The sequence below is a fragment of the Pseudomonas syringae pv. coryli str. NCPPB 4273 genome (genome assembly GCF_000972175.1).
Lineage (GTDB): Bacteria > Pseudomonadota > Gammaproteobacteria > Pseudomonadales > Pseudomonadaceae > Aquipseudomonas > Aquipseudomonas syringae.
Genome location: NZ_AWQP01000031.1, coordinates 1 through 23,124, shown reverse-complemented (window position 1 = coordinate 23,124; position 23,124 = coordinate 1). Strand labels below are relative to the sequence as shown.

At 57.6% G+C, this 23,124-nt stretch carries 18 protein-coding genes and 3 tRNA genes; 5 read left to right on the top strand and 16 right to left on the bottom strand.

What is annotated here, in order from left to right; translation table 11 throughout:
* Positions 1-111: 111 nt before the first annotated feature.
* From P406_RS14245 to tig, 5 genes are all read right to left on the bottom strand, one after another.
* On the bottom strand, positions 112-396 hold the full coding sequence (locus tag P406_RS14245; protein WP_046236528.1) for an HU family DNA-binding protein: 285 nt from the start codon (positions 394-396) through the stop codon (positions 112-114).
* 146 nt (positions 397-542) lie between these two features.
* Entirely contained in the window at positions 543-2,939 is a 2,397-nt protein-coding gene (gene lon / locus P406_RS14240) for an endopeptidase La (RefSeq protein WP_003409729.1), read from the bottom strand.
* Positions 2,940-3,146: 207 nt separating this feature from the next.
* Complete coding sequence (gene clpX, locus P406_RS14235) at positions 3,147-4,430, bottom strand: ATP-dependent Clp protease ATP-binding subunit ClpX (RefSeq protein WP_002552735.1); 1,284 nt, start codon at positions 4,428-4,430, stop codon at positions 3,147-3,149.
* Positions 4,431-4,536: 106 nt separating this feature from the next.
* Positions 4,537-5,178, bottom strand: a complete 642-nt coding sequence (clpP, locus tag P406_RS14230; RefSeq protein ID WP_002552734.1) for an ATP-dependent Clp endopeptidase proteolytic subunit ClpP — start codon at positions 5,176-5,178, stop codon at positions 4,537-4,539.
* Positions 5,179-5,269: 91 nt separating this feature from the next.
* Positions 5,270-6,580 (bottom strand): trigger factor, encoded by a 1,311-nt coding sequence (gene tig, locus P406_RS14225; RefSeq protein ID WP_003315274.1) that lies wholly within the window; start codon positions 6,578-6,580, stop codon positions 5,270-5,272.
* A 1,097-nt stretch (positions 6,581-7,677) separates the two neighbouring features.
* Between tig and P406_RS14220 the strand changes: the two genes are divergently transcribed.
* Complete coding sequence (locus P406_RS14220) at positions 7,678-8,151, top strand: hypothetical protein (RefSeq protein WP_046236527.1); 474 nt, start codon at positions 7,678-7,680, stop codon at positions 8,149-8,151.
* Between the two features lie 245 nt (positions 8,152-8,396).
* Here P406_RS14220 and P406_RS14215 read toward each other — a convergent pair.
* The 3 genes from P406_RS14215 to P406_RS14205 all read right to left on the bottom strand — a co-directional run bounded on the left by P406_RS14215 (position 8,397) and on the right by P406_RS14205 (position 8,741).
* Positions 8,397-8,481 (bottom strand) — tRNA-Leu (locus P406_RS14215).
* A 56-nt stretch (positions 8,482-8,537) separates the two neighbouring features.
* A tRNA-His gene (locus tag P406_RS14210) sits at positions 8,538-8,613 on the bottom strand.
* 51 nt (positions 8,614-8,664) lie between these two features.
* Positions 8,665-8,741: transfer RNA gene (locus tag P406_RS14205), tRNA-Arg, on the bottom strand.
* A gap of 296 nt (positions 8,742-9,037) precedes the next feature.
* Between P406_RS14205 and folD the strand changes: the two genes are divergently transcribed.
* The gene (folD, locus tag P406_RS14200; protein ID WP_046236526.1) at positions 9,038-9,892 is read left to right on the top strand and encodes a bifunctional methylenetetrahydrofolate dehydrogenase/methenyltetrahydrofolate cyclohydrolase FolD; all 855 of its coding nucleotides are present in this window, start codon (positions 9,038-9,040) and stop codon (positions 9,890-9,892) included.
* 61 nt (positions 9,893-9,953) lie between these two features.
* On the opposite strand, the gene P406_RS14195 is transcribed toward folD, so the two are convergent.
* The 6 genes from P406_RS14195 to P406_RS14170 all read right to left on the bottom strand — a co-directional run bounded on the left by P406_RS14195 (position 9,954) and on the right by P406_RS14170 (position 15,975).
* Complete coding sequence (locus P406_RS14195; RefSeq protein ID WP_003415750.1) at positions 9,954-11,726, bottom strand: ABC transporter substrate-binding protein; 1,773 nt, start codon at positions 11,724-11,726, stop codon at positions 9,954-9,956.
* An 84-nt stretch (positions 11,727-11,810) separates the two neighbouring features.
* Positions 11,811-12,083, bottom strand: coding sequence for a DUF2160 domain-containing protein (locus P406_RS14190; RefSeq protein ID WP_010437138.1), 273 nt, complete (start codon positions 12,081-12,083; stop codon positions 11,811-11,813).
* 12 nt (positions 12,084-12,095) lie between these two features.
* On the bottom strand, positions 12,096-12,896 hold the full coding sequence (locus P406_RS14185) for a carbohydrate ABC transporter permease (protein ID WP_003315280.1): 801 nt from the start codon (positions 12,894-12,896) through the stop codon (positions 12,096-12,098).
* Positions 12,897-12,906: 10 nt separating this feature from the next.
* Positions 12,907-13,773, bottom strand: coding sequence for a carbohydrate ABC transporter permease (locus tag P406_RS14180; RefSeq protein ID WP_002552729.1), 867 nt, complete (start codon positions 13,771-13,773; stop codon positions 12,907-12,909).
* Positions 13,766-14,881 (bottom strand): ABC transporter ATP-binding protein, encoded by a 1,116-nt coding sequence (locus P406_RS14175; RefSeq protein WP_003390667.1) that lies wholly within the window; start codon positions 14,879-14,881, stop codon positions 13,766-13,768. The genes P406_RS14180 and P406_RS14175 overlap by 8 nt, the downstream gene beginning before the upstream one ends.
* On the bottom strand, positions 14,881-15,975 hold the full coding sequence (locus P406_RS14170; RefSeq protein ID WP_003409725.1) for an ABC transporter ATP-binding protein: 1,095 nt from the start codon (positions 15,973-15,975) through the stop codon (positions 14,881-14,883). The genes P406_RS14175 and P406_RS14170 overlap by 1 nt, the downstream gene beginning before the upstream one ends.
* A 299-nt stretch (positions 15,976-16,274) precedes the next feature.
* Here P406_RS14170 and P406_RS14165 point away from each other — a divergent pair, with 299 nt between their 5' ends.
* Complete coding sequence (locus P406_RS14165; RefSeq protein ID WP_046236525.1) at positions 16,275-18,128, top strand: sigma-54-dependent Fis family transcriptional regulator; 1,854 nt, start codon at positions 16,275-16,277, stop codon at positions 18,126-18,128.
* 104 nt (positions 18,129-18,232) lie between these two features.
* Here P406_RS14165 and cysS read toward each other — a convergent pair whose 3' ends face one another.
* Together cysS and P406_RS14155 are read right to left on the bottom strand one after the other, a co-directional pair.
* Positions 18,233-19,615: a cysteine--tRNA ligase gene (cysS, locus tag P406_RS14160; RefSeq protein ID WP_046236524.1), complete on the bottom strand. Its 1,383-nt coding sequence runs from the start codon at positions 19,613-19,615 to the stop codon at positions 18,233-18,235.
* Positions 19,616-19,639: 24 nt separating this feature from the next.
* The gene (locus tag P406_RS14155; RefSeq protein ID WP_046236523.1) at positions 19,640-21,334 is read right to left on the bottom strand and encodes a glutamine--tRNA ligase/YqeY domain fusion protein; all 1,695 of its coding nucleotides are present in this window, start codon (positions 21,332-21,334) and stop codon (positions 19,640-19,642) included.
* A gap of 207 nt (positions 21,335-21,541) precedes the next feature.
* Here P406_RS14155 and P406_RS14150 point away from each other — a divergent pair, with 207 nt between their 5' ends.
* Together P406_RS14150 and lpxH are read left to right on the top strand one after the other, a co-directional pair.
* The gene (locus P406_RS14150; RefSeq protein WP_046236522.1) at positions 21,542-22,045 is read left to right on the top strand and encodes a peptidylprolyl isomerase; all 504 of its coding nucleotides are present in this window, start codon (positions 21,542-21,544) and stop codon (positions 22,043-22,045) included.
* Positions 22,042-22,788: a UDP-2,3-diacylglucosamine diphosphatase gene (lpxH, locus tag P406_RS14145; protein ID WP_046236521.1), complete on the top strand. Its 747-nt coding sequence runs from the start codon at positions 22,042-22,044 to the stop codon at positions 22,786-22,788. The genes P406_RS14150 and lpxH overlap by 4 nt, the downstream gene beginning before the upstream one ends.
* The last annotated feature ends 336 nt before the right edge of the window (positions 22,789-23,124 follow it).

Here is a 23,124-nt window from a genome sequence, read left to right as displayed (position 1 = left end):
GTAACTGACGAAGCGGTAGGGCTCGAACCCTTCGGTGTCGCAACCGAATGCACCACCGCTCCGCTACTGGATCAGGACAGACCCGATCCAGCGGGCAAGGCGTAAAGAGGCTTACTTGTCAGTTTGGTTGACAGCTTCTTTAAGAGCTTTACCGGCTTTGAAACCTGGTTTCATGGCAGCAGCGATTTCCAGCGCTTTCCCTGTCTGAGGGTTACGACCGGTACGAGCAGGACGGTGAGTCACAGAGAACGTACCAAAGCCAACCAAAACAACCGGGTCGCCACCTTTCAGAGCGCCAGTGACGGATTCGATCACTGCGTCCAGCGCGCGGCCAGCAGCAGCTTTCGGGATATCAGCAGATGCAGCGATAGCATCAATCAGTTCCGACTTGTTCACTCTAAGTCCCCTTATCTCTATATTGAGTATGTTTCTAAGTTTTAGGTGTTAAGCAAAACGAGCGCTGGAAGGCTTGCCTGTGATTGCTTTAAAGAGCCGCTTTATAACAAGGGCTCTAAAAAGCTGTCAAGGAAGCCTGCCCAGACTTAATGCGTGCTAATTCTGTCCTTAGAGTCAGACTCGCGCTTCTCTTCCTTGGCGACCAGATCTGTAGCCACGTCCGGCAAAGGCTCCGGCGCGTATTGCAGCGCAATTTGCAGGACTTCGTCAATCCATTTAACGGGCTTGATCTGCAGATCCTGCTTGATATTGTCAGGAATCTCCTTCAAATCACGCACATTTTCTTCTGGAATGATCACTGTCTTGATTCCGCCACGGTGTGCAGCCAGAAGTTTTTCCTTCAAACCACCAATCGCCAGCACTTGACCACGCAGGGTGATTTCGCCCGTCATTGCCACATCCGCCCGCACGGGGATCTGTGTAAGTGCCGAAACAAGTGCAGTGCACATGCCCACGCCAGCGCTCGGTCCATCCTTCGGCGTGGCGCCTTCCGGCATGTGGATATGCGTGTCGTGTTTCTCATGGAAATCAGCGGGGATGCCCAGGCTACGGGCTCGGCTGCGAACCACGGTCTGGGCTGCGGTAATGGATTCGACCATGACATCACCCAGCGAACCGGTCTTGATCAACTGGCCCTTGCCCGATACCACGGCAGCCTCGATGGTCAGCAACTCACCGCCCACCTGAGTCCACGCCAGGCCGGTGACCTGACCGATCTGATCCTGCTGCTCTGCCAGCCCGTAGCGGAACTTGCGCACGCCCAGGAAGTGCTCGAGCATGTCGGCCGTGACCTGCACCGCGAAACGTTTTTCCATCGCGTGCTCTTTGACCGCCTTGCGGCAGACCTTGGCAATCTGACGCTCCAGCCCGCGCACGCCCGCTTCACGGGTGTAATAACGGATGATGTCGCGGATCGCCTCCTCGTCAAAGCTGATCTCGCCTTTCTTCAAGCCGTTGGCCTGAATCTGCTTGGGCGAGAGGTACTTGACGGCGATGTTGATCTTTTCGTCTTCGGTGTAGCCCGGCAGGCGAATCACTTCCATCCGGTCCAGCAGCGCGGGCGGAATGTTCATCGAGTTCGACGTGCAGAGGAACATCACGTCCGAAAGGTCGTAGTCGACCTCAAGGTAGTGATCGTTGAAATTGTGGTTCTGCTCGGGATCAAGCACCTCAAGCAATGCCGACGCCGGATCGCCACGCATGTCGCTGCCCATCTTGTCGATTTCGTCAAGCAGGAACAGCGGGTTGCGAACGCCCACCTTTGTCATCTTTTGTATCAATCTTCCTGGCATCGAACCGATGTAAGTCCGGCGATGACCACGAATTTCAGCCTCGTCACGCACGCCACCCAGTGCCATACGCACGAATTTGCGATTGGTCGCGTTGGCGATGGACTCGGCCAGGGAGGTTTTACCCACACCTGGTGGACCTACCAGACACAGCACAGGGCCGCGAATCTTCTTCACGCGCTTCTGCACGGCGAGGTATTCGAGGATGCGTTCCTTGACCTCATCCAGACCATAGTGGTCGGCATCGAGAATCGCTTCGGCACGTGCAAGGTCCAGACGCACTTTGCTCTGCGCCTTCCACGGCACCTGAACCAGCCAGTCGATGTAGGAGCGCACCACGGTCGCTTCGGCCGACATCGGCGACATTTGCTTGAGCTTGTTCAGCTCGGCATTCGCCTTGGTCAGAGCGTCCTTGGGCAGGCCCGCAGCGTCGATGCGCTTTTTCAGTTCTTCGATTTCGTTGTGGCCTTCGTCGCCATCGCCCAGTTCCTTCTGAATGGCCTTCATCTGCTCATTCAGGTAGTACTCGCGCTGGCTGCGCTCCATTTGCTTCTTCACACGACCGCGAATGCGCTTTTCGACCTGCAGCAGGTCGATTTCGGCATCCAGCAAGGCCAGCACGTGCTCGACACGGGCTGACAGGTCGATAATCTCGAGGATTTCCTGCTTCTGCTCGATTTTGAGCGCCATGTGCGCTGCCATGGTGTCAACCAGGCGGCCAGGCTCATCGATGCTGTTAAGCGACGACAGGACCTCTGCAGGGACTTTCTTGCCCAGTTGCACATACTGCTCGAACTGAGCCAGCAGGCTGCGCACGAACACTTCGGATTCACGATCCGGCGCATCGACTTCGTCGATCAGCGCGACGTCTGCACGGTAGTGGCCATCGACTTCGATGAAACGCTCTACCGAACCACGCTGCTCGCCTTCGACCAGTACCTTGACGGTGCCATCGGGCAGCTTGAGCAATTGCAATACGGTGGCAATGGTGCCGACGCTGTACAGAGCCTTTTCATCAGGATCGTCGTCAGCCGGGTTTCTTTGCGCGAGCAGCAGGATCTGCTTGTCGCCTGTCATTGCCGCTTCAAGGGCTTCGATAGACTTCTCGCGCCCCACGAACAGCGGGATAACCATGTGCGGATAAACCACGACATCACGCAATGGCAAGAGAGGCAATTCAATAGTGGTCTTCATGATTTCGCCTCTACGGCGGCCAATTGGCCGGGACAGATGGAATTAGCTTGAAGCCAAGATGGGGGTAGCGTCCAAAAAAAACAAGCTCTAGAGGCGCGACCCGCCAAGATCAGTTTCTTCATACAAAACGAATGAACGGCTTAAAAATGCAAAAGGGGACCAAAAAGGCCCCCTTCAGTATTACTTCACACGCATATGAACATGCGTTTATGCGTCGGGAGCAACCTTGGCAGGCGGCTCGCTGTTTTCGTAGATCAACAGCGGCTTGGACGTGCCATCGATAACGCTTTCGTCGATCACCACCTTGCTCACGTCGCTCTGCGACGGGATTTCGTACATAGTGTCGAGCAGCACGCCTTCGAGGATCGAACGCAGGCCACGGGCACCGGTCTTGCGCTCCAGCGCGCGACGGGCAACCGATTTCAGCGCATCGGTACGGAACTCGAGGTCCACACCTTCCATCTCGAACAGCTTGGCATACTGCTTGGTCAGCGCGTTCTTCGGCTCGGTGAGGATCTGTATCAAAGCAGCCTCATCCAGCTCGTCCAGCGTCGCAAGCACCGGCAGACGGCCCACGAACTCGGGGATCAGACCGAACTTGACCAGATCGTCAGGCTCGACTTCACGCAGCGACTCGCCAACCTTCTTGCCCTCCTCCTTGCTGCGAACCTCGGCATTGAAGCCGATTCCGCCACGGGTGGAACGGTTCTGAATGACCTTTTCCAGGCCCGAGAAGGCGCCACCACAGATAAAGAGGATATTGCGCGTGTCCACTTGCAGGAATTCCTGCTGCGGATGCTTGCGACCACCTTGAGGCGGAACGGAAGCCACGGTGCCCTCGATCAGTTTCAGCAAGGCTTGCTGCACGCCTTCACCGGACACGTCACGAGTGATCGAAGGGTTGTCGGATTTGCGCGAAATCTTGTCGATTTCGTCGATGTAGACAATACCCATCTGGGCCTTCTCGACATCGTAATCACATTTCTGCAACAGCTTCTGGATAATGTTTTCGACGTCCTCACCCACATAACCGGCCTCGGTCAGGGTGGTGGCGTCAGCGATGGTGAACGGTACGTTGAGCAGGCGAGCCAGTGTTTCGGCCAGCAGCGTCTTGCCGGAGCCCGTAGGGCCGATCAGCAGGATGTTGCTCTTGCCCAGTTCGACGTCGTCGTTCTTCTTGTCACGCTGATTCAAACGCTTGTAGTGGTTGTACACCGCTACTGCGAGAACCTTTTTGGCACGTTCCTGACCGATGACGTACTGGTCAAGGATGCCGCTGATTTCTTTAGGCGAAGGCAATTTATGCGCGCTGCTTTCGGCCTGAGCTTCCTGCACCTCCTCACGGATGATGTCATTGCACAGGTCGACGCACTCGTCGCAGATAAAGACCGAGGGGCCGGCAATCAATTTGCGCACTTCATGCTGGCTTTTGCCACAGAAGGAGCAATAGAGCAATTTGCCGTTGTCCTCGCCGTTGCGGGTGTCAGTCATTCGATCGATCCAATCCGGTAGGCTTGCAACACAAGATGAAGGCTATTGCGGGCTTTTTCAAGTCCGCAGGCGGTCGGTTGTGCCGACCCCCTACATTTTGAGCCGCTTAGGCAGGCATTTGACGCTTGTTGATCACCGAGTCGATCAGGCCGTATTCGGCCGCACGCTCTGCGCTCATGAAGTTGTCACGCTCGGTATCGCGCTCGATGGTTTCGAGGCTCTGGCCGGTGTGATGCGCCAGCAGCGAGTTGAGACGATGACGAATGTGCAGGATTTCCTTGGCATGGATGTCGATGTCCGACGCCTGCCCCTGGAAACCGCCCAGCGGCTGGTGAATCATCATCCGCGAGTTGGGCAGGCAATGACGCTTGCCTTCTGCACCGCCGGCCAGCAGGAATGCACCCATGCTGCAAGCCTGACCGATACAGATGGTCGACACGTCCGGCTTGATGAACTGCATGGTGTCGTAGATCGACATGCCTGCAGTCACCGAACCGCCCGGCGAGTTGATGTAGAGATGGATATCCTTGTCCGGGTTTTCCGCTTCAAGGAAGAGCAGCTGTGCCGCGATAAGGTTGGCCATGTAGTCCTCTACCGGACCAACCATAAAGATGACTCGCTCCTTGAGAAGGCGCGAATAGATGTCATAGGCGCGTTCGCCACGGGCGGACTGCTCGATAACCATCGGGACCAGGCCGCCAGCGGCCTGGATGTCAGAGTTCTGCTGAATATAAGAATTGCGGGACATGTCCTGCATTCACTCCCAAATAGTCGAGTCTTGAATACGCACAAGCCAGCGCGAAGGCTGGCTTGTGGGTGTTTTCGCACGAAAAGAGAAATCAGTCGGCTTTTGGAGCTTCCACCGGCTTGACAGCTTCTTCGTAGGAGACCGATTTGTCGGTCACGCTAGCTTTCTGCAAAACAGTATCTACAACTTGCTCTTCAAGCACAACAGAACGTACCTCGTTCATTTGCTGCTCGTTCTTGTAGTACCAGGCAACGACCTGCTCAGGCTCCTGATAGGCGGAGGCCATTTCCTGAATCATTTCGCGAACGCGAGCGTCATCAGGCTTGAGGTCGAACTGCTTGACGACCTCGGCAACGATCAGACCCAGCTCGACGCGGCGCTTGGCCTGCTCTTCGAACAGCTCTGCCGGCAGCTGGTCAGGCTTGATGTTGCCGCCGAACTGCTGAACGGCCTGCACACGCAGACGGTTGACTTCGTTTTCCAGCAGCGCTTTAGGCACTTCGATCGGGTTGGCGGCCAGCAGACCGTCCATGACCTGATTCTTGACCTTGGACTTGATCGCCTGACGCAGCTCGCGCTCCATGTTCTTGCGAACTTCGGTGCGGAAGCCTTCGATACCGGTTTCCTTGATACCGAACTGCTTGAAGAACTCTTCGTTCAGCTCAGGCAGCTTTGGCTCGGAAACGGTGTTGACGGTCACGGTGAACTCGGCAGCCTTGCCGGCCAGCTCGAGGTTCTGATAGTCCTCTGGGAAGGTCACGTTCAGAACGCGCTCTTCACCGGCCTTGGCGCCAACCAGACCGTCTTCGAAACCAGGGATCATGCGGCCGGAACCCAGAACCAGCTGGGTACCGGTAGCGGAACCGCCAGCGAACACTTCGCCGTCGACCTTGCCGACGAAATCGATGTTCAGCTGGTCTTCGTTCTGGGCAGCACGATCAGCCACTTCGAAACGAACGTTCTGCTTGCGCAGCACTTCAAGCATGTTGTCCAGATCGCTGTCGGCCACATCGGCAGACAGGCGCTCTACGGAGATGCTGTCGAAGCCGGCAACGGTGAATTCCGGGAATACTTCGAAAGTAGCCACGTATTCCAGATCTTTGCCTTTTTCGAACGACTTGGGCTCAACAGCAGGAGCACCGGCCGGGTTCAGCTTCTGCTCAACCACAGCTTCATAAAAAGTAGCCTGAATCAGATCGCCCAGCGCTTCCTGACGTGCGCCGTCCTCGTAACGCTGACGAATCACGCTCATAGGCACCTTGCCAGGGCGGAAGCCCGGGATCTTGGCTTTGCGCGCGGTCTGTTGCAGACGCTTGTTGACTTCAGTCTCGATGCGCTCGGCAGGTACACCAATGGTCATGCGGCGCTCAAGAGCGGAAGTGTTTTCAACAGAAACTTGCATGGATATTCCTCGTTGCACAGACGTTAGCCGGCCGTTTCCGACCCCAGAATCAAGGGCATGCATTCTAGTGGGTCAAACTCAAGAAGTCACCCTACTGAAAAAGGGCGGGTTAACAAGAAGGAATCGGCCTACAGCCGGGCGAGATGGAAATGACCCTCTCACTAACCGCGACAGGTCTGGCACAGCTTCCTTTATATAAGGACGCATCCGCACAAGACGATTACCGACTCCATCTACACAGCGCCCCACTCGACCAGTGGTAATGTGACCACCGAACCAGCGAAACGTTAAAACGAATACCTTGAAACAAAAAAACCGCTCAAGGCGGCCATTTCGTGCAGCCGAGGAGCTCTCGCCCCGGCAATCCAGACTCCGGCGGATGGCGATTACAAAATCAACCAAATGCCTGCTCCAACTTCGAAGCCTTATTCAACCCGGCGCGCATCGTACACAACGCAGCGATGCCGCGCCACCCATGGCAAGCAATTGACCGGACTGGCCTTTTTTACTCAGGCGGGTCGCGCAACCGCCTGACAACGAACAGGGGGGGGGGCAAATACACCCCGGCTCGGCGATCGCCCTCCGCTCATCAATAACTGAAACTTATGGCAATAACCCCACTTCGCACCTATCAAGCATCCAGGCGACGACGCTGCAAGTTATCGGGGACAAGACAACTTTTTGCTGACCTGACACCTACAAAACATCGACACACGAAACACCTGAACTTTTATAACCACCTCGACACAAGCTCATAACAGCGGGACTTTCATGTCAATTTGCCTGAAAGCGATGGATCGCAGCGAGCGGCACGCAAAGCCGGCCGCCCACCTGACGCACGGGAAGATCAAGCCAGCCGGATCGCCTGGATCATTCAACGGGAGAACCTGGTCAACCCCGGAGCCTGGCGACCCTGCACCCTTGTGCTGCGGGGCTAAGCACTCCATAATCCGACCCCTGATTTTGCTGCCCGAGCAGCGGGGACAGAGGCTGCGACGACGATGAGTCATATAATCTCCGCCTCGCGTCAATGCGCTGCCAAACCGTTAAAACCACTCAGCCCCTCCCCACAACATCGACATCTCCCAGGAAAAATCATGCTCAAGATGATTGCTGCAGTAAGTGTTCTCGCTATAACTTCAGCGATCATGACGGGGTGCGATGATAAAGACGGGAGCAAAGAAAGCGCAGCCAAAGTCACAAACTATGCAACAGACAAGTGCGCTATCGACTCGATTGGCGGAAAGACCGGCTCAACTGTCTATTTAGCCAAAGGCATGGCCCAGTTCAACGGATGGGCCATCGACACAGCCAACCAGCGCGCCCCCAAGGAAATCAGACTTCGCCTGACGGGCTACAAAGGCACCCCCGTCACGTTCAAAGATCCTGTGATCGTGGACCGCCCTGATCTGATCAAAGCGTTCGGCAATGAAAACTTCCTGAAATCAGGCTTTTCATTCTCTGCCGATTTATCCTCACTGGAATCCGGCGGCTACAGCGTAGTCACTGAAATTCCGGGCGAGCACTCATCACTTCTGTGCCAATCCAGGGTTTTGCTGGTTATCGAATAAGCATACAGCCGCCATCAGGCTGAAATTGCAGTCCAGCGCGCCGCGAGCATGAACTACCGCTCGCGCCGCCGCAGCCTCTCCCCCTCAGCCATCGCCGACCAGATCCAAATTCGCACCACCTCACAGACACAGCCAAAACCGCAGATAAAACTGCCTAATGAGAAATTCAGGACAACAAAAAGCCCGCACTGGGCGGGCTTCTCTTGACTTTCGCGGTGCTCACTGGAACCCGACGAAAGTACATCTGGTGCGGACGGAGAGACTCGAACTCTCACACCTTGCGGCGCTGGAACCTAAATCCAGTGTGTCTACCAATTCCACCACATCCGCATTTCAGACTTTTAAAGCAAAGGCGCCAGACTATGAATCTGGCGCCCTTCTTAATATGGGGTGGACGATGGGGTTCGAACCCACGACCGCAGGAGTCACAATCCTGTGCTCTACCAACTGAGCTACGCCCACCATATTGCGCGTGACGATACAACTTACTTGCTGTGCCAAAGCTGCCTTGAATGGCGCACCCGGCAGGACTCGAACCTGCGACCATCCGCTTAGAAGGCGGATGCTCTATCCAGCTGAGCTACGGGCACTTATATAATTTGTACTCTTGCGATAACAAACTAAAAGGCTTTCAATCGATCACACCGAGCTGATTTGCAACTCTGCCTGACCGAATCAACCAGTGCTAGCTTAACCAGTGCTGGGCTCTGCCCGGCAAGTGCGACGAATCTTATAGACGCCCCCTGGGGTCGTCAACCTTTTTTTGAAAAAAATTCAGCTAGATAAAGGAGTTAGCTGAATATGCAAAGCAATCGCCTTTGCCCTCGCGCCATGTCATGAGAGAATGCGCGCTCATTTTTTTCCTCTCGATGGTTAATCACGCGTCATGACTGCAAAACTAATCGACGGCAAGGCGATCGCCGCCAGCCTGCGCCAGCAGATCGCCAAACGTGTCGCCGAACGTAGCCAGCAAGGTCTGCGTACGCCGGGCCTCGCGGTGATTCTGGTCGGCAGCGACCCCGCCTCCCAGGTCTATGTCTCTCACAAGCGCAAGGACTGCGAGGAAGTCGGCTTTATCTCCCAGGCTTACGACCTGCCCGCCGAGACCACTCAGGCAGCACTGACCGATCTGATCGACCGCCTCAATGAGGATGCTGCTGTCGACGGTATCCTGCTGCAACTGCCCTTGCCTGCGCACCTCGACGCTTCGCTGCTGCTGGAGCGCATTCGCCCGGACAAGGACGTGGACGGCTTCCATCCTTATAACGTGGGTCGTCTCGCTCAGCGCATTCCACTGCTGCGTCCATGCACCCCCAAGGGCATCATGGCCCTGCTGGAAAGCACCGGTGTCGACCTGTACGGTCTGGATGCCGTCGTCGTCGGCGCCTCCAACATCGTCGGCCGCCCGATGGCGATGGAACTGCTGCTGGCGGGCTGCACCGTCACGGTGACCCACCGTTTCACCAAGGATCTGGCAGGCCACGTGGGTCGTGCCGATCTGGTGGTGGTTGCCGCCGGCAAGCCGGGCCTTGTCAAAGGCGAATGGATCAAACAGGGTGCGATCGTCATCGACGTCGGCATCAATCGCCAGGAAGATGGCAAGCTGGTAGGCGACGTGGTTTACGAGACCGCCCTGCCCCGCGCCGGCTGGATCACTCCGGTTCCGGGCGGCGTCGGCCCCATGACCCGCGCCTGCCTGCTGGAAAACACGCTGTACGCGGCAGAAACCCTGCACGACTGATCAGCCTGCGGCAATAAAAAACGGCACCTAGAAGGTGCCGTTTTTTTACCTCGACAAAACCTTACTTCTTGGCTGCCTCCCAGCTTTTCAGCAGGTCAGCGTAGGCGATGGTTTCGCCCTTGGGTTTCTCGTTGGCCAGCTTGCGCTGTGGCGCGAGGAACTTGCCGTTGCTCTCTTCGGCCTTCTTGTACCAGGCTTCTGCAGTGGTTTCCGGATTCATCTTCGGCGCACAATTGCTAGCCTTCTGAACCCCGGAACGCTCGATGCGCGTCATGATCGCATCCTGGTCCTTGGCCAGACCGTCGAGGGCCTCCTGCGCAGTCTTCTCGCCAGTGACCGCCTCGGCCACATGGCTCCACCACAGCTGTGCCAGCTTCGGATAGTCAGGCACGTTGGTGCCGGTAGGCGACCATTGAACGCGGGCCGGACTGCGATAGAACTCCACCAGACCACCGAGCTTGGGCGCCAGTGCGGTCATTTCCTTGGAATTGATGTCCGACTCGCGAATCGGCGTCAGGCCGACGATGGTTTTCTTCAACGAAACGCTCTTCGAGGTCACGAATTGCGCATACAGCCAGGCGGCCAGACGCTTTTTCTCGTCGGACGACTTCAGGAACGTCCATGAACCGACGTCCTGATAGCCGAGCTTCATGCCTTCTTTCCAGTAAGGGCCTTTCGGCGAAGGCGCCATGCGCCACTTCGGCGTGCCGTCAGCATTCATCACCGGCAGGCCTGGCTTGGTCATGTCGGCGGTAAAGGCGGTGTACCAGAAGATTTGTTGCGCGACGTTACCCTGCGAAGGCACCGGTCCGGATTCGGAGAAGGTCATGCCCGCCGCTTCCGGCGGCGCATAGGCTTTCAGCCAGTCGATGTATTTCTGCGTAGCGAACACTGCCGCCGGGCCGTTGGTGTCGCCACCGCGGGTAATGCTGGAGCCGACCGGATGGCAGTCTTCGACGCGAATACCCCACTCATCCACCGGCAGACCGTTAGGCAAACCCTTGTCGCCGCTGCCGGCCATGGAGAACCAGGCATCGGTGAAACGCCAGCCCAGTGACGGGTCTTTCTTGCCATAGTCCATGTGCCCGAAGACTTTCTTGCCGTCGATCTCCTTGACGTCTTCGCTGAAGAACTTGGCGATGTCCTCGTAAGCCGACCAGTTGACCGGAACGCCCAGCTCATAGCCGTACTTGTCCTTGAATTTCTTTTTCAGGTCGGGACGTTCGAACCAGTCGGCACGGAACCAGTACAGGTTGGCGAACTGCTGATCAGGCAGCTGGTAAAGATTGCCGTCTGGAGCGGTGGTAAACGAGGTGCCGATGAAGTCCTTGATATCCAGGGTTGGCGATGTCACTAACTTACCGCTGTCACTTTTCATCATCTCCGTCAGCGACACCGCTTTGCCGTAGCGGAAGTGCGTACCGATCAGGTCCGAGTCGTTGACCCAGCCGTCATAGATGCTCTTGTCCGACTGCATGGCGGTCTGCAGCTTTTCGATAACATCACCTTCCTGCAGCAAGTCATGGGTGACTTTGATGCCGGTGATTTCGGTGAACGCCTTGGCCAGGGTCTTGGATTCGTATTCATGGGTGGTCAGGGTTTCCGACACCACCTTGATGTCCATGCCACGAAACGGCTTGGCAGCTTCGATGAACCACTCCAGCTCTTTCAACTGCTCGGCATCGGAAAGCGTGCTCGGCTTGAACTCGCTCGCCGCCCACTTCTTCGCCGCATCTTCGTACTGATCCGCCCATGCCGACACACTCAACCCGCTGAGCATGATCATGGTTGCCAGCGTCACGCTATGTTGCAGCTTGTTTTTCTTATTGAACATAGTCATCTCCAGGTTGCTTTCATGTAGTCCCGCTTTTTCAATACTGCCGACCGGATCACCCCGGCAACCACGCCCGGCCGCCCTCTAACCCCAACGCATCACCACCAACAGCCACACCAGGGAAGCCCCCGAAGCGATCCAGATGCTCCAGTCCGTCGCGCCGATTACCAGCAAATGCAGATAAGCGCTGCCCAGAAGCCCAATGAAAAGACGGTCGCCACGCGTGGTGGCAATCGGCAAAAAACCACGACGCTCGATACTTGCCGAGCGCAATTCCCATACGGTCATCCCTGCCAGCAGTACCGCAATGCTGATGAAGAAGGCCGCAGTGGGCAGTGTCCAGGACATCCACTCCATTTTTTCGACTCCTCAGACACGACCAAGAGCAAAGCCCTTGACCACATGGTTGCGAACGAACCAGATCACCAGCATGCCCGGCAGAATGGTCAACACCCCTGCCGCCGCCAGCACCCCCCAATCGATACCCGATGCCGACACGGTGCGGGTCATCACCGCAGCGATCGGCTTGGCATTCACCGACGTCAGGGTGCGCGCCAGCAACAGCTCGACCCAAGAGAACATGAAGCAGAAAAACGCGGTGACGCCGATACCCGAACCAATCAGTGGAATGAAAATCTTCACGAAAAACTTGGGAAAGCTGTAACCGTCGATGTAAGCCGTTTCATCGATCTCCTTGGGAACGCCGGACATGAAGCCCTCCAGAATCCATACAGCCAGCGGAACGTTGAACAGGCAGTGCGCCAGTGCCACGGCGATGTGCGTGTCAAACAGGCCGATGGACGAATACAGCTGGAAAAACGGCAGCAGGAAGACTGCCGGTGGCGCCATGCGGTTGGTCAGCAGCCAGAAGAACAGGTGCTTGTCGCCGAGAAAACGATAGCGTGAAAACGCGTAGGCTGCCGGCAATGCGACGCTTAGCGATATCACGGTATTGAGGCACACGTAGTACAGCGAGTTGAGGTAGCCGCTGTACCAGCTCTCGTCGGTGAAGATCACCTTGTAGTTGGCCAGGGTGAAATCCTGCGGCCACAGGGTCAGGCCACCGAGGATCTCGGTATTGGTCTTGAACGACATGTTGATCAGCCAGTAGATCGGCACCAGCAGAAACAACAGGTAAATCCACAGCGGTATGATTTTGCGCAGACTCATGACCAGCCCCTCAATTCTTTTCGCTGTGAGTCATGGCGGTGTAGAACACCCATGACACCAACAGAATGATCAGGAAATACACCAGCGAGAACGCGGCCGCGGGCCCCAGGTCGAACTGCCCGAGCGCCATGGTGGTCAGCGTCTGACTGAGGAACGTGGTGGAGTTACCCGGCCCGCCACCGGTCAGCACGAACGGCTCGGTGTAGATCATGAAGCTGTCCATGAAGCGCAACATCACCGCAATCAGCAGCACGCTTTTCATCTTTGGCAACTGGATATGCCGGAAGATCGCCCAGCCGGACGCCCGATCAATGCGTGCCGCCTGGTAATACACATCCGGAATCGCCCGCAGCCCTGAATAGCAAAGCAGAGCCACCAGCGAGGTCCAGTGCCAGACGTCGATGACCAGCACCGTCACCCAGGCATCCGAGGCATTGGCGGCGTAGTTGTAGTTGATGCCCAGCACATTGTTCAGCGTGTAACCCAGCAAGCCGATATCACCACGGCCGAAGATCTGCCAGATAGTGCCGACCACGTTCCACGGGATCAGCAGTGGAATGGTCATCACGATCAGGCACAACGACGACCAACGGCCCTTGGTCGGCATGGTCAGCGCAATCGCGATGCCCAGCGGGATCTCGATCAGCAGCACACAGCCCGAATAAATGAACTGGCGCAACAGCGAGTCGTGCAGACGCGGGTCCTGCAGGACCTGCCGGAACCAGTCGGTGCCGACGAAATAGCGGCTGGACTGGTCGAAAATGTCCTGCACCGAATAGTTGACCACGGTCATCATCGGGATAATCGCGCTGAATGCCACCAGCAGAAACACCGGCATCACCAGCCACCAGGCCTTGTTGTTCTGAACCTTACGCATGGGACACCTCACTGGCAGGGCCGGCTTCGATCAGGTAATCATCTGCATAGAGCATCAGCCATTGCCCCGGAAAGCTGATCCAGGCCTGGCCTTGCGGCACCGGTTTGTCTTCCTGCAGACGCACCTTCAGCAGTTGTCCGGCCAGTTTCAGGGTGATGATCTTGTAGGTGCCGAGGTCTTCCACATAGGTCACGTCGGCACACATCGCATCGTCGTAAGGCCCGTCCCAGACATGCACGAACTCAGGACGAATACCCACTTTCAGCGTTTTCCACGGCGTATTGGCGAGCTTCTGCTGCAACGACTCAGGCAGCGGCAGGTGAATATCGGCAAAACCGACGCCGCCCGGCTGCGGCGTGACGTCAATCAGATTCATCCCCGGGCTGCCGATGAAATAGCCGACAAAAGTGTGCGACGGCTTTTCGAACAGCTCCCGCGGCGTGCCGAACTGGACGATCTGTCCGCCATACATCACGGCGATCTTGTCGGCGAAGGTCGACGCCTCCAGTTGATCGTGGGTGACGTAAACCATGGTGATATTGAACTGCTCGTGGATCTGCTTGAGCTTGCGTCGCAGTTTCCACTTCAGGTGCGGGTCGATCACGGTCAGCGGTTCGTCGAAGAGGATCGCCGACACGTCATCGCGCACCAGTCCACGGCCCATGGAGACCTTCTGCTTTTCGTCCGCGCTGAGGTTGCGCGCCTTCTTTTTCAGTAGCGGCTGCAGGTCCAGGACATCGGCAATTTCGTTGACCTTGATGAGAATCCGCGCCTCGTCCATGCCCTGATTGCGCAGCGGAAAGGCCAGATTGTCGAACACCGTCATGGTGTCGTAGATCACCGGAAACTGGAAAACCTGAGCGATGTTGCGGCGTTCCGGGGGCAGCTCGTTGACCACTTTCGAGTCGAACAGCACCTGCCCCTGCGACGGACTGAGCAGGCCGGAAATGATATTGAGCAGCGTTGACTTGCCACACCCGGAAGGCCCGAGCAGCGCATAAGCACCGCCCTGCTCCCAGACGTGGCTCATCTCGCGAATTGCATAGTCGTCAGGACCAGGCTTGGCGCTGTAGCTGTGCGCGAGGTTCTGCAAGCGGATCTCGGCCATCAGGCAACCCTCGCCATGCGCAGGCCCGGCGCCTGAATCAGGCCGCCCTGCTGATCGAATACAAACAATTTGTGGGTCGGGATGTACACCCGGATCGCCGCATCGACGTCGTAGGCATGCACGCCCGGCAGATGCAGGACCAGCGAGAACAGCTCGTTGCGCACATGCAGGAAGGTTTCAGAACCGCTGATTTCCGCCAGCTCGACAGTAACCGCCAGTTCCAGATCGTCATCGTTGGACGGCACCAGGCTCAAATGGCTGGGGCGCACGCCGAAACGATACTCGCCGTCGCCGACAGCCCGCAGGTCGACGTTGAGCGGGAAGTGCACGAAATTGGCGAAGCTGACTTCATTGCCCTCTATACGGCCCGGCATGAGGTTGATCGGCGGTTCGGAGAACAGCTCGGCGGCCAGCACAGTCGCAGGTCGATGATAGACCTCGGGGGTCTTGCCGCTCTGTACCACCCGCCCTTCATGCAGGATGGTGGTGGTGCCACCCAGCGCCAGCGCTTCATTGGGCTCGGTGGTGGCGTAGATGGCGATGGTATGGCGAGCGGCAAACAGCTCGCGCATTTCCTGACGCAGCTCTTCGCGCAGCTTGTAATCGAGGTTGACCAACGGTTCGTCGAAGAGGATCAGCTCGGCATCCTTGACCAGCGCCCTGGCCATCGCGGTGCGCTGCTGCTGCCCACCGGACAGCTCGAGAGGATGGCGTTGCAGGAATTTTTCGATGCGCAACATCTTCGCGGTTTCCTGCACACGGCTGTGGATCACGTCTTTGGAAAGACCCGCCTGGCGCAGCGGCGAAGCAATGTTTTCGAACACCGTCATGCTCGGGTAATTGATGAACTGCTGATAAACCATCGAGACGTTGCGCAGACGAACCGGACGATGGGTGACATCGACCCCGTTCATCAGCACTCGCCCGCTGTCCGGCTTGTCCAGCCCGGCCATCAGGCGCATCAGGCTGGTTTTGCCGGACAGGGTGCGCCCCAGCAGAACGTTGAATGATCCCGGCTCAAAGCTCAGGGAGGCGTCGTCGATCCAGACCTGGCCATCGACGGCGCGACTGACATGCTCCAGCGTGAGTGACATGGCGTGCCCTTTGTTGTTTTTTTCTTAAGGGTGAATGCTTGACTGTTTGCAGATAGCGACATTCGTGCCAGCTCAGGCAGATTGCCGGTGAAGCCCGAAACAGAGCGATCGCCCGTATTCAGGGGACGAAACGGCTTTCACAGCTGAACAATAATGAACAGAAAATACTGAACACTTGAACAAAATGAACATTGACTTTGAACAAAACTGAACGACACTGGACTGACGTTGCGGGCAAGGATGGTCACGCCGACGGGACCTAAAAACAAAAACAATACGTCATATTCGCAGGCATCCTCATGTCTCAAACCAGCGCTTCGCTTGCTCACGACATCATCATTCAGGATTCATGGACCCGCTGCCGGGACTTCGGCCTCAGTCATCAGACGCGCCCCTCATTCGGCCAACTGCCGGGGGCGGAGGTTTCCAGGCTGCTGGAGCGCCATCATGGACTGGTGCAGACCACCCATCAGGAGGTCCTGCCGGTCTACGAGAACATTCTCAGCAACTCCAGCTGTCTGATTCTGCTGGCCGACCCTCAAGGTCAGTTGCTCAAGTCATGGGGTGCGCAACGCTTCGTCGAATCGTCCCAGGCTCAGGGCTTCATGCCAGGTGCCAGCTGGAGCGAACGTGGCACGGGCACCAATGCCATCGGCACGGCGCTGGCCTGTGAGCAGGCCATTCATATCGAACCGGACGAGCATTTCCTCAAGGCCAACCGTTTCATGACCGGTTCGGCCTCACCGATCTTCGATGCTGATAGGCGCATCATTGCCGTGCTGGATGTGTCCAGTGACAGCTTCCTGCCACCCTCGCACACGCTGGGCATGGTCAAAATGATGAGCCAGTCGGTGGAAAACCGCCTGATCCTCGACCAGTTTCGCGACTCCCACTTCCAGCTGATCTTCAATACCGGTCTGAACAACCTCGACAGCCAGTGGGCCGGCCTGCTGATTTTTGACGAAAGCGGCCAGATCCTGTGCGCCAATCGGCGTGCCGACACTTTGCTGGGGACGGCTCCGGCCGGTGCCAGTATCGAGACGCTGTTCAAATGTCCGATCCTGCAATTGCTCAGCGAAACCGAAGCGCGTCCGTTTGCGCTGCATGCATTTGGCAACAATCGCTTTCAATGCCTGCTCAAGCGCCCGACTCGCAAACCACTGAAGCTGCATTGCGTCCAGGCTGCGCAGGTACCTGCTGCACCACGAAACCTTGATCTGCAGGCGATCAGCCTGGGCGATGCGAAGGTCGAGAAGGCTGTGCGTCAGGCGCAGCGGCTGCTGGAAAAAGACATCCCTCTGCTCATTCATGGTGAAACCGGGGTCGGCAAGGAAGTCTTTGTCAAAGCCCTGCATCAGGCCAGTGCGCGCGCCAGCCAGCTGCTGATCGCGGTCAACTGCGCAGCGATCCCGGCCGAACTGGTCGAGGCCGAGCTGTTTGGCTATGAAAGAGGCGCCTTCACCGGAGCCAACCAGAAAGGCAGCATCGGCCTGATCCGCAAGGCCGACAAAGGCACGCTTTTTCTCGACGAAGTGGGCGACATGCCGATGCCGGTACAGGCGCGGCTGCTGCGCGTGCTTCAAGAGCGCTGCGTTCAGCCACTGGGCAGCAGCGAGTTGTATCCGGTCGACATACGCCTGATTTCAGCCACCAACCGAAGCCTGCGCGATCAGGTCCAGGCGGGGCTTTTCCGCCAGGATCTTTATTACCGGATCAGCGGCCTGAGCATCGAACTTCCTCCCCTGCGCGAGCGAACTGACAAACATGCGCTTATCCAGCGAATCTGGGAGCGACACCGTGATGCCCATCAGCGCGCGGGCTTTTCCAGAGAGGTACTTGAGTTATTCGAGCATCACCCTTGGCCGGGTAATCTGCGCCAGCTCAACAGTGTGATTCAGGTGGCGCTGGCACTGGCCGACGAACAGCCGATCGGCACTGACCATCTGCCCGAGGACTTTCTGCTCGATGCTCACGCGGATGAGGAATGCCATGCCCCGGTCAAGACTCAGGAATCGGCCACGCGCCTTCACTCGAGCGAAGACCTCGGCCAATTGTTTCAAGCGGCAGGCGGGAATATTTCACAGCTGGCCAAGCGTCTGGGCGTCAGCCGCAACACGCTGTACAAGCGGTTGCGGGAGCAGCGGATCGTTTAGTGTTCGACGCTCGTCAGGCGGAACATCGAGGACAGGACGCGGAGCGTCCAGAACAGCATGCCCACGCGGAGTGGGCACAATAGTGTTTCAGGGATAGTCCTTGATCAGTCCGCCAGACGCCAGGTCGTGCCGCCCTTGCCGTCTTCCAGCAGCACGCCCATGGCGGTGATCTGGTCACGGATACGGTCGGACTCGGCCCAGTCTTTCGCGGCACGCGCAGCCAGACGCGCCTGAATCAGCGCCTCCACTTCAGCTGCATCGACCCGCCCTTCCGCGCCAGCGCGCAAAAAGTCGTCGGCTTCGATTTGCAGGACACCCAGCACGCTGGCCAGTTGCTTCAAGCGCGCCGCCAGACCCGCCGCTGCTGCGATATCGGATTCGCGCAGACGATTGACCTCGCGAACCATCTCGAACAGCAACGCACAGGCTTCAGGCGTACCGAAGTCATCGTTCATCGCCGCGCTGAAACGCTCGACGAACGCCTCGCCACCCGCAGGTTCGGCGACCGGCAGGCCCTTGAGCGCGTGATAGAACCGCTCCAGTGCCGCCTTCGACTCACGCAGGCTGTCTTCGGAATAGTTGATCGCGCTGCGGTAGTGGCTCGACACCAGCAGGTAACGCACCACTTCCGGGTGGTATTTCTCCAGCACGTCGCGGATGGTGAAGAAGTTGTTCAAGGACTTGGACATCTTCTCGCCATTGATGCGAATCATGCCGCAGTGCAACCAGGCATTGGCGTAGGTCTTGCCGGTGGCCGCTTCGCTCTGGGCGATTTCGTTTTCATGGTGCGGAAACTCAAGGTCGCTGCCGCCGCCATGAATATCGAAGGTCTCGCCCAGGCAGCAGGTCGACATCACCGAGCACTCGATATGCCAGCCTGGACGTCCTGCACCCCAGGGCGACTCCCAGCTCGGCTCGCCCGGCTTGACGCCTTTCCAGAGCACGAAGTCCAGCGGATCTTCCTTGGACTCGTCCACTTCGATGCGAGCACCGATGCGCAGATCTTCGATCTTCTTGCGCGACAGTTTGCCGTACCCCTGAAACTTGCCGACCCGGTAATACACATCGCCGTTACCCGGCGCGTAGGCATAACCCTTGTCGATCAGGGTCTGGATCATGGCGTGCATGCCAGGGATATGATCGGTGGCACGCGGCTCCATGTCCGGCTTGAGGATGTTGAGGCGCGCCTCGTCCTCGTGCATGGCATCGATCATGCGCGCGGTCAGTGCGTCGAACGACTCACCGTTTTCCCGCGCCCGGTTGATGATCTTGTCGTCGATGTCGGTGATGTTGCGCACATAGGTCAGTTCATAACCGCTGAAGCGCAGCCAGCGCGTCACCAGATCGAACGCAACCATGCTGCGGCCATGGCCCAGGTGGCAGTAGTCGTAAACGGTCATCCCGCAGACATACATGCGCACCTTGTTGCCATCCAGTGGCTTGAAAACTTCTTTGCTCTTGGTGAGCGTGTTGTAGATAGAAAGCACGTGCTCCCCCTCAAACGTACAGCATCAGGTCCAGGAATCCCGCAACGTCACGGTGCGGTTGAAGACAGGTCGACCAGGTTTGGAGTCCTTGATGTCCGCGCAGAAATAACCTTCGCGTTCGAACTGGAAACGGTCTTCCGGTTGCGCTTGGCCCAAAGAAGGCTCGGCGCGACAACCGGTCAGTACTTGCAGGGAGTCCGGGTTGATGTTGTCCAGAAAGCTTGCGCCCTCTTCGGCTTTTTCAGGGTTCGGCGAACGGAACAGTCGATCGTAAAGACGCACTTCGCACTCTACGCTCTCGGCTGCCGGCACCCAGTGCACGACGCCCTTGACCTTGCGACCTTCAGGGTTCTTGCCCAACGTTTCCGGGTCGTAGGAGCAACGCAGCTCGACGATGTTGCCGTCGGCATCCTTGATCGCTTCATCAGCACGGATCACATAGCTGCCACGCAAACGCACTTCGCCATTGGGCTCAAGACGCTTGTAGCCCTTTGGCGGCTCTTCCATGTAATCGTCGCGGTCGATGTACAGCTCCCGCGAGAACGGCAGCTCGCGCATGCCCAGGTCTTCTTTCGGGTGGCGCGGCAGTTCCAGCTTCTCGACCTGGCCTTTCGGGTAGTTGGTGATGACCACTTTCAGCGGACGCAGCACGCACATTGCGCGCGGCGCGCTGTGGTCCAGGTCGTCGCGGATGCTGAATTCGAGCATGCCGAAATCGACCACGCCGTCAGAGCGGTTGGTGCCGATCATTTCGCAGAAATTGCGAATCGATTTCGGCGTGTAGCCACGGCGACGGAAGCCCGACAACGTCGACATGCGCGGGTCATCCCAACCACTGACGTGTTTCTCGTCAACCAGTTGCTTGAGCTTGCGCTTGCTGGTGATGGTGTAGTTCAGGTTCAGGCGCGAGAACTCATACTGACGCGGCTTGCACGGCACCGGCAGGTTGTCGAGGAACCAGTCGTACAGCGGACGATGGCTTTCGAACTCCAGGGTGCAGATCGAGTGGGTGATGCCTTCGAGGGCATCCGACTGACCGTGGGTGAAGTCATAGATCGGGTAGATGCACCACTTGTCGCCGGTCTGATGGTGATGCGCATGACGAATGCGGTAGATGATCGGGTCACGCAGGTTCATGTTCGGCGAGGCCATGTCGATCTTGGCGCGCAGTACACGCGCGCCATCCTCGAACTCGCCGGCTTTCATGCGCGCGAACAGGTCGAGGTTTTCCTCGACGCCACGCTCGCGGAACGGACTGTTCTTGCCCGGCTCGGTCAGGGTGCCGCGATATTCGCGCGCCTGCTCGGGGGTCAGATCGTCCACGTAGGCCTTGCCTGCCTTGATCAGCTCGACCGCCCAGTCGTGCAACTGGTCGAAATACTGCGAGGCGTAGCGCACTTCGCCCGCCCACTCGAAGCCCAGCCACTTGACGTCACTCATGATGGCGTCGATGTATTCCTGGTCTTCCTTGGCCGGGTTGGTGTCATCGAAACGCAGGTGCGTATCGCCACCGAACTCCTTGGCCAGACCGAAGTTCACGCAGATCGACTTGGCGTGACCGATGTGCAGGTAGCCGTTGGGCTCCGGCGGAAAGCGGGTCACGATTTTGCTGTGCTTGCCCGAGTCCAGGTCTGCCTGCACGATAGGACGCAGGAAATTGGTCGGTACGGCTGGACCTGCCTTTGAATGGGCAGCGGGTTCTGGAGTGGGCTTGCTCATAGGATCCTTGGACATACGTGCGCGGCCAGGGTAGGCCGACTAAATCAAAGCGCTTATCATAGCCGAAGCTGTCAAGTCCCTGACAACAGACTGCGTATTTGAAGGCATAAAAGCTGCAAAAGCGCTGAAAAATGTAACCTCGTCTGTAAACTGCGCGTCAGGGTCATAATCTGCCCATTCATGCATGACTAGAGAGCGACTTCCCAAATGCCTAATGTAAAGCTGACTACCAACCACGGCCACATCGTGCTGGAACTGAACGAAGAAAAGGCGCCGCTGACCGTTGCCAACTTCATCGAATACGTTAAAGCCGGCCACTACGAAAACACCGTTTTCCACCGTGTGATCGGCAACTTCATGGTTCAGGGCGGCGGTTTCGAGCCTGGCATGAAAGAAAAGAAAGACAAGCGTCCGAGTATTCAGAACGAAGCCGACAACGGTCTGCCGAACAAGAAGTACAGCGTCGCCATGGCCCGTACCATGGAACCGCATTCGGCCTCTGCGCAGTTCTTCATCAACGTCGCTGACAACGCCTTTCTGAACCACAGCGCCAAGACCGTTCAGGGCTGGGGTTACGCTGTATTCGGTGAAGTGATCGAAGGCACTGACGTGGTCGACAAGATCAAAGGCGTGGCGACTTCCAGCAAGGCCGGCCATCAGGACGTCCCGGTAGAAGACGTGATCATCGAGAAAGCCGAGATCGTTGAGTGATACTGCTGATCTCTGATCTGCACCTTGAACAGGAGCGCCCGGACATTACCCGGGCGTTTCTGGATCTGCTCGCAGGACGCGCTCGCGACGCCGAGTCGCTGTATATCCTCGGGGATTTCTTTGAAGTCTGGATCGGTGACGACGCGATGTCGCCGTTCCAGCTTTCGATCTGCAAGGCCCTGCGCGAATTGAGCGACAGCGGCACACGAATTTTTCTGATGCACGGCAACCGTGATTTCATGCTCGGCAAGGGTTTCTGCAAGGCAGCGGGCTGCACGCTGCTGAGTGACCCCAGCGTCGTGCAGTTGAACGGTGAGCCGGTGCTGCTGATGCACGGCGACAGTCTGTGCACCCGCGATGAAGGCTATATCCGGATGCGTCGCTATCTGCGCCATCCGCTGACGCTGTTCATTCTGCGCCATTTGCCGCTGGGCACCCGCCACAAGCTGGCGCGCAAGTTGCGCAATGAGAGCCGTGCGCAGACCCGTATGAAGGCCAATGATATTGTCGATGTGACGTCGGACGAGGTGCCGCGGATCATGCAGCAGTTCGGTGTGCGTACGTTGGTCCACGGTCACACTCATCGTCCGGCGATTCATAAGTTGCAGATTGGCGATCAGGCGGCCAGACGCATCGTGTTGGGTGACTGGGATCGTCAGGGCTGGGTGTTGCAGGTGGATGAGCAGGGTTTCAATCTGAGTTCGTTCGACTTTGTACCCGAGACGACTGCGCTGTTGAACTGATGGCGCGGGAATGCGGCTGTTCTGCGACATCAGGTGGATGGGGTTCGACTCAGATTCTCATTACCACGCTCCGCGTCACACGAGGGTTCTGCGACTTCAGGTGGATTTAGGTCGAATCGGATTCTCGTTCCCACGCTCCGCGTGGTAATGCAGTTCGTGACGCTCTGCGTCACACGGCGGGTTTTCTTTGTCAGGTAGATTAGGGTCCGGCTCAGGTCACCTTTTCGCCCCTCGGCGAGTCACTTTGAAGGGGCCAAAGTGACCAAAGCCCCCAGCTCCGTTTCCGGCCCGACTTCGTCGGGTTCCTTCGCCCTGTCACTGATCCGGGGGGCGCCG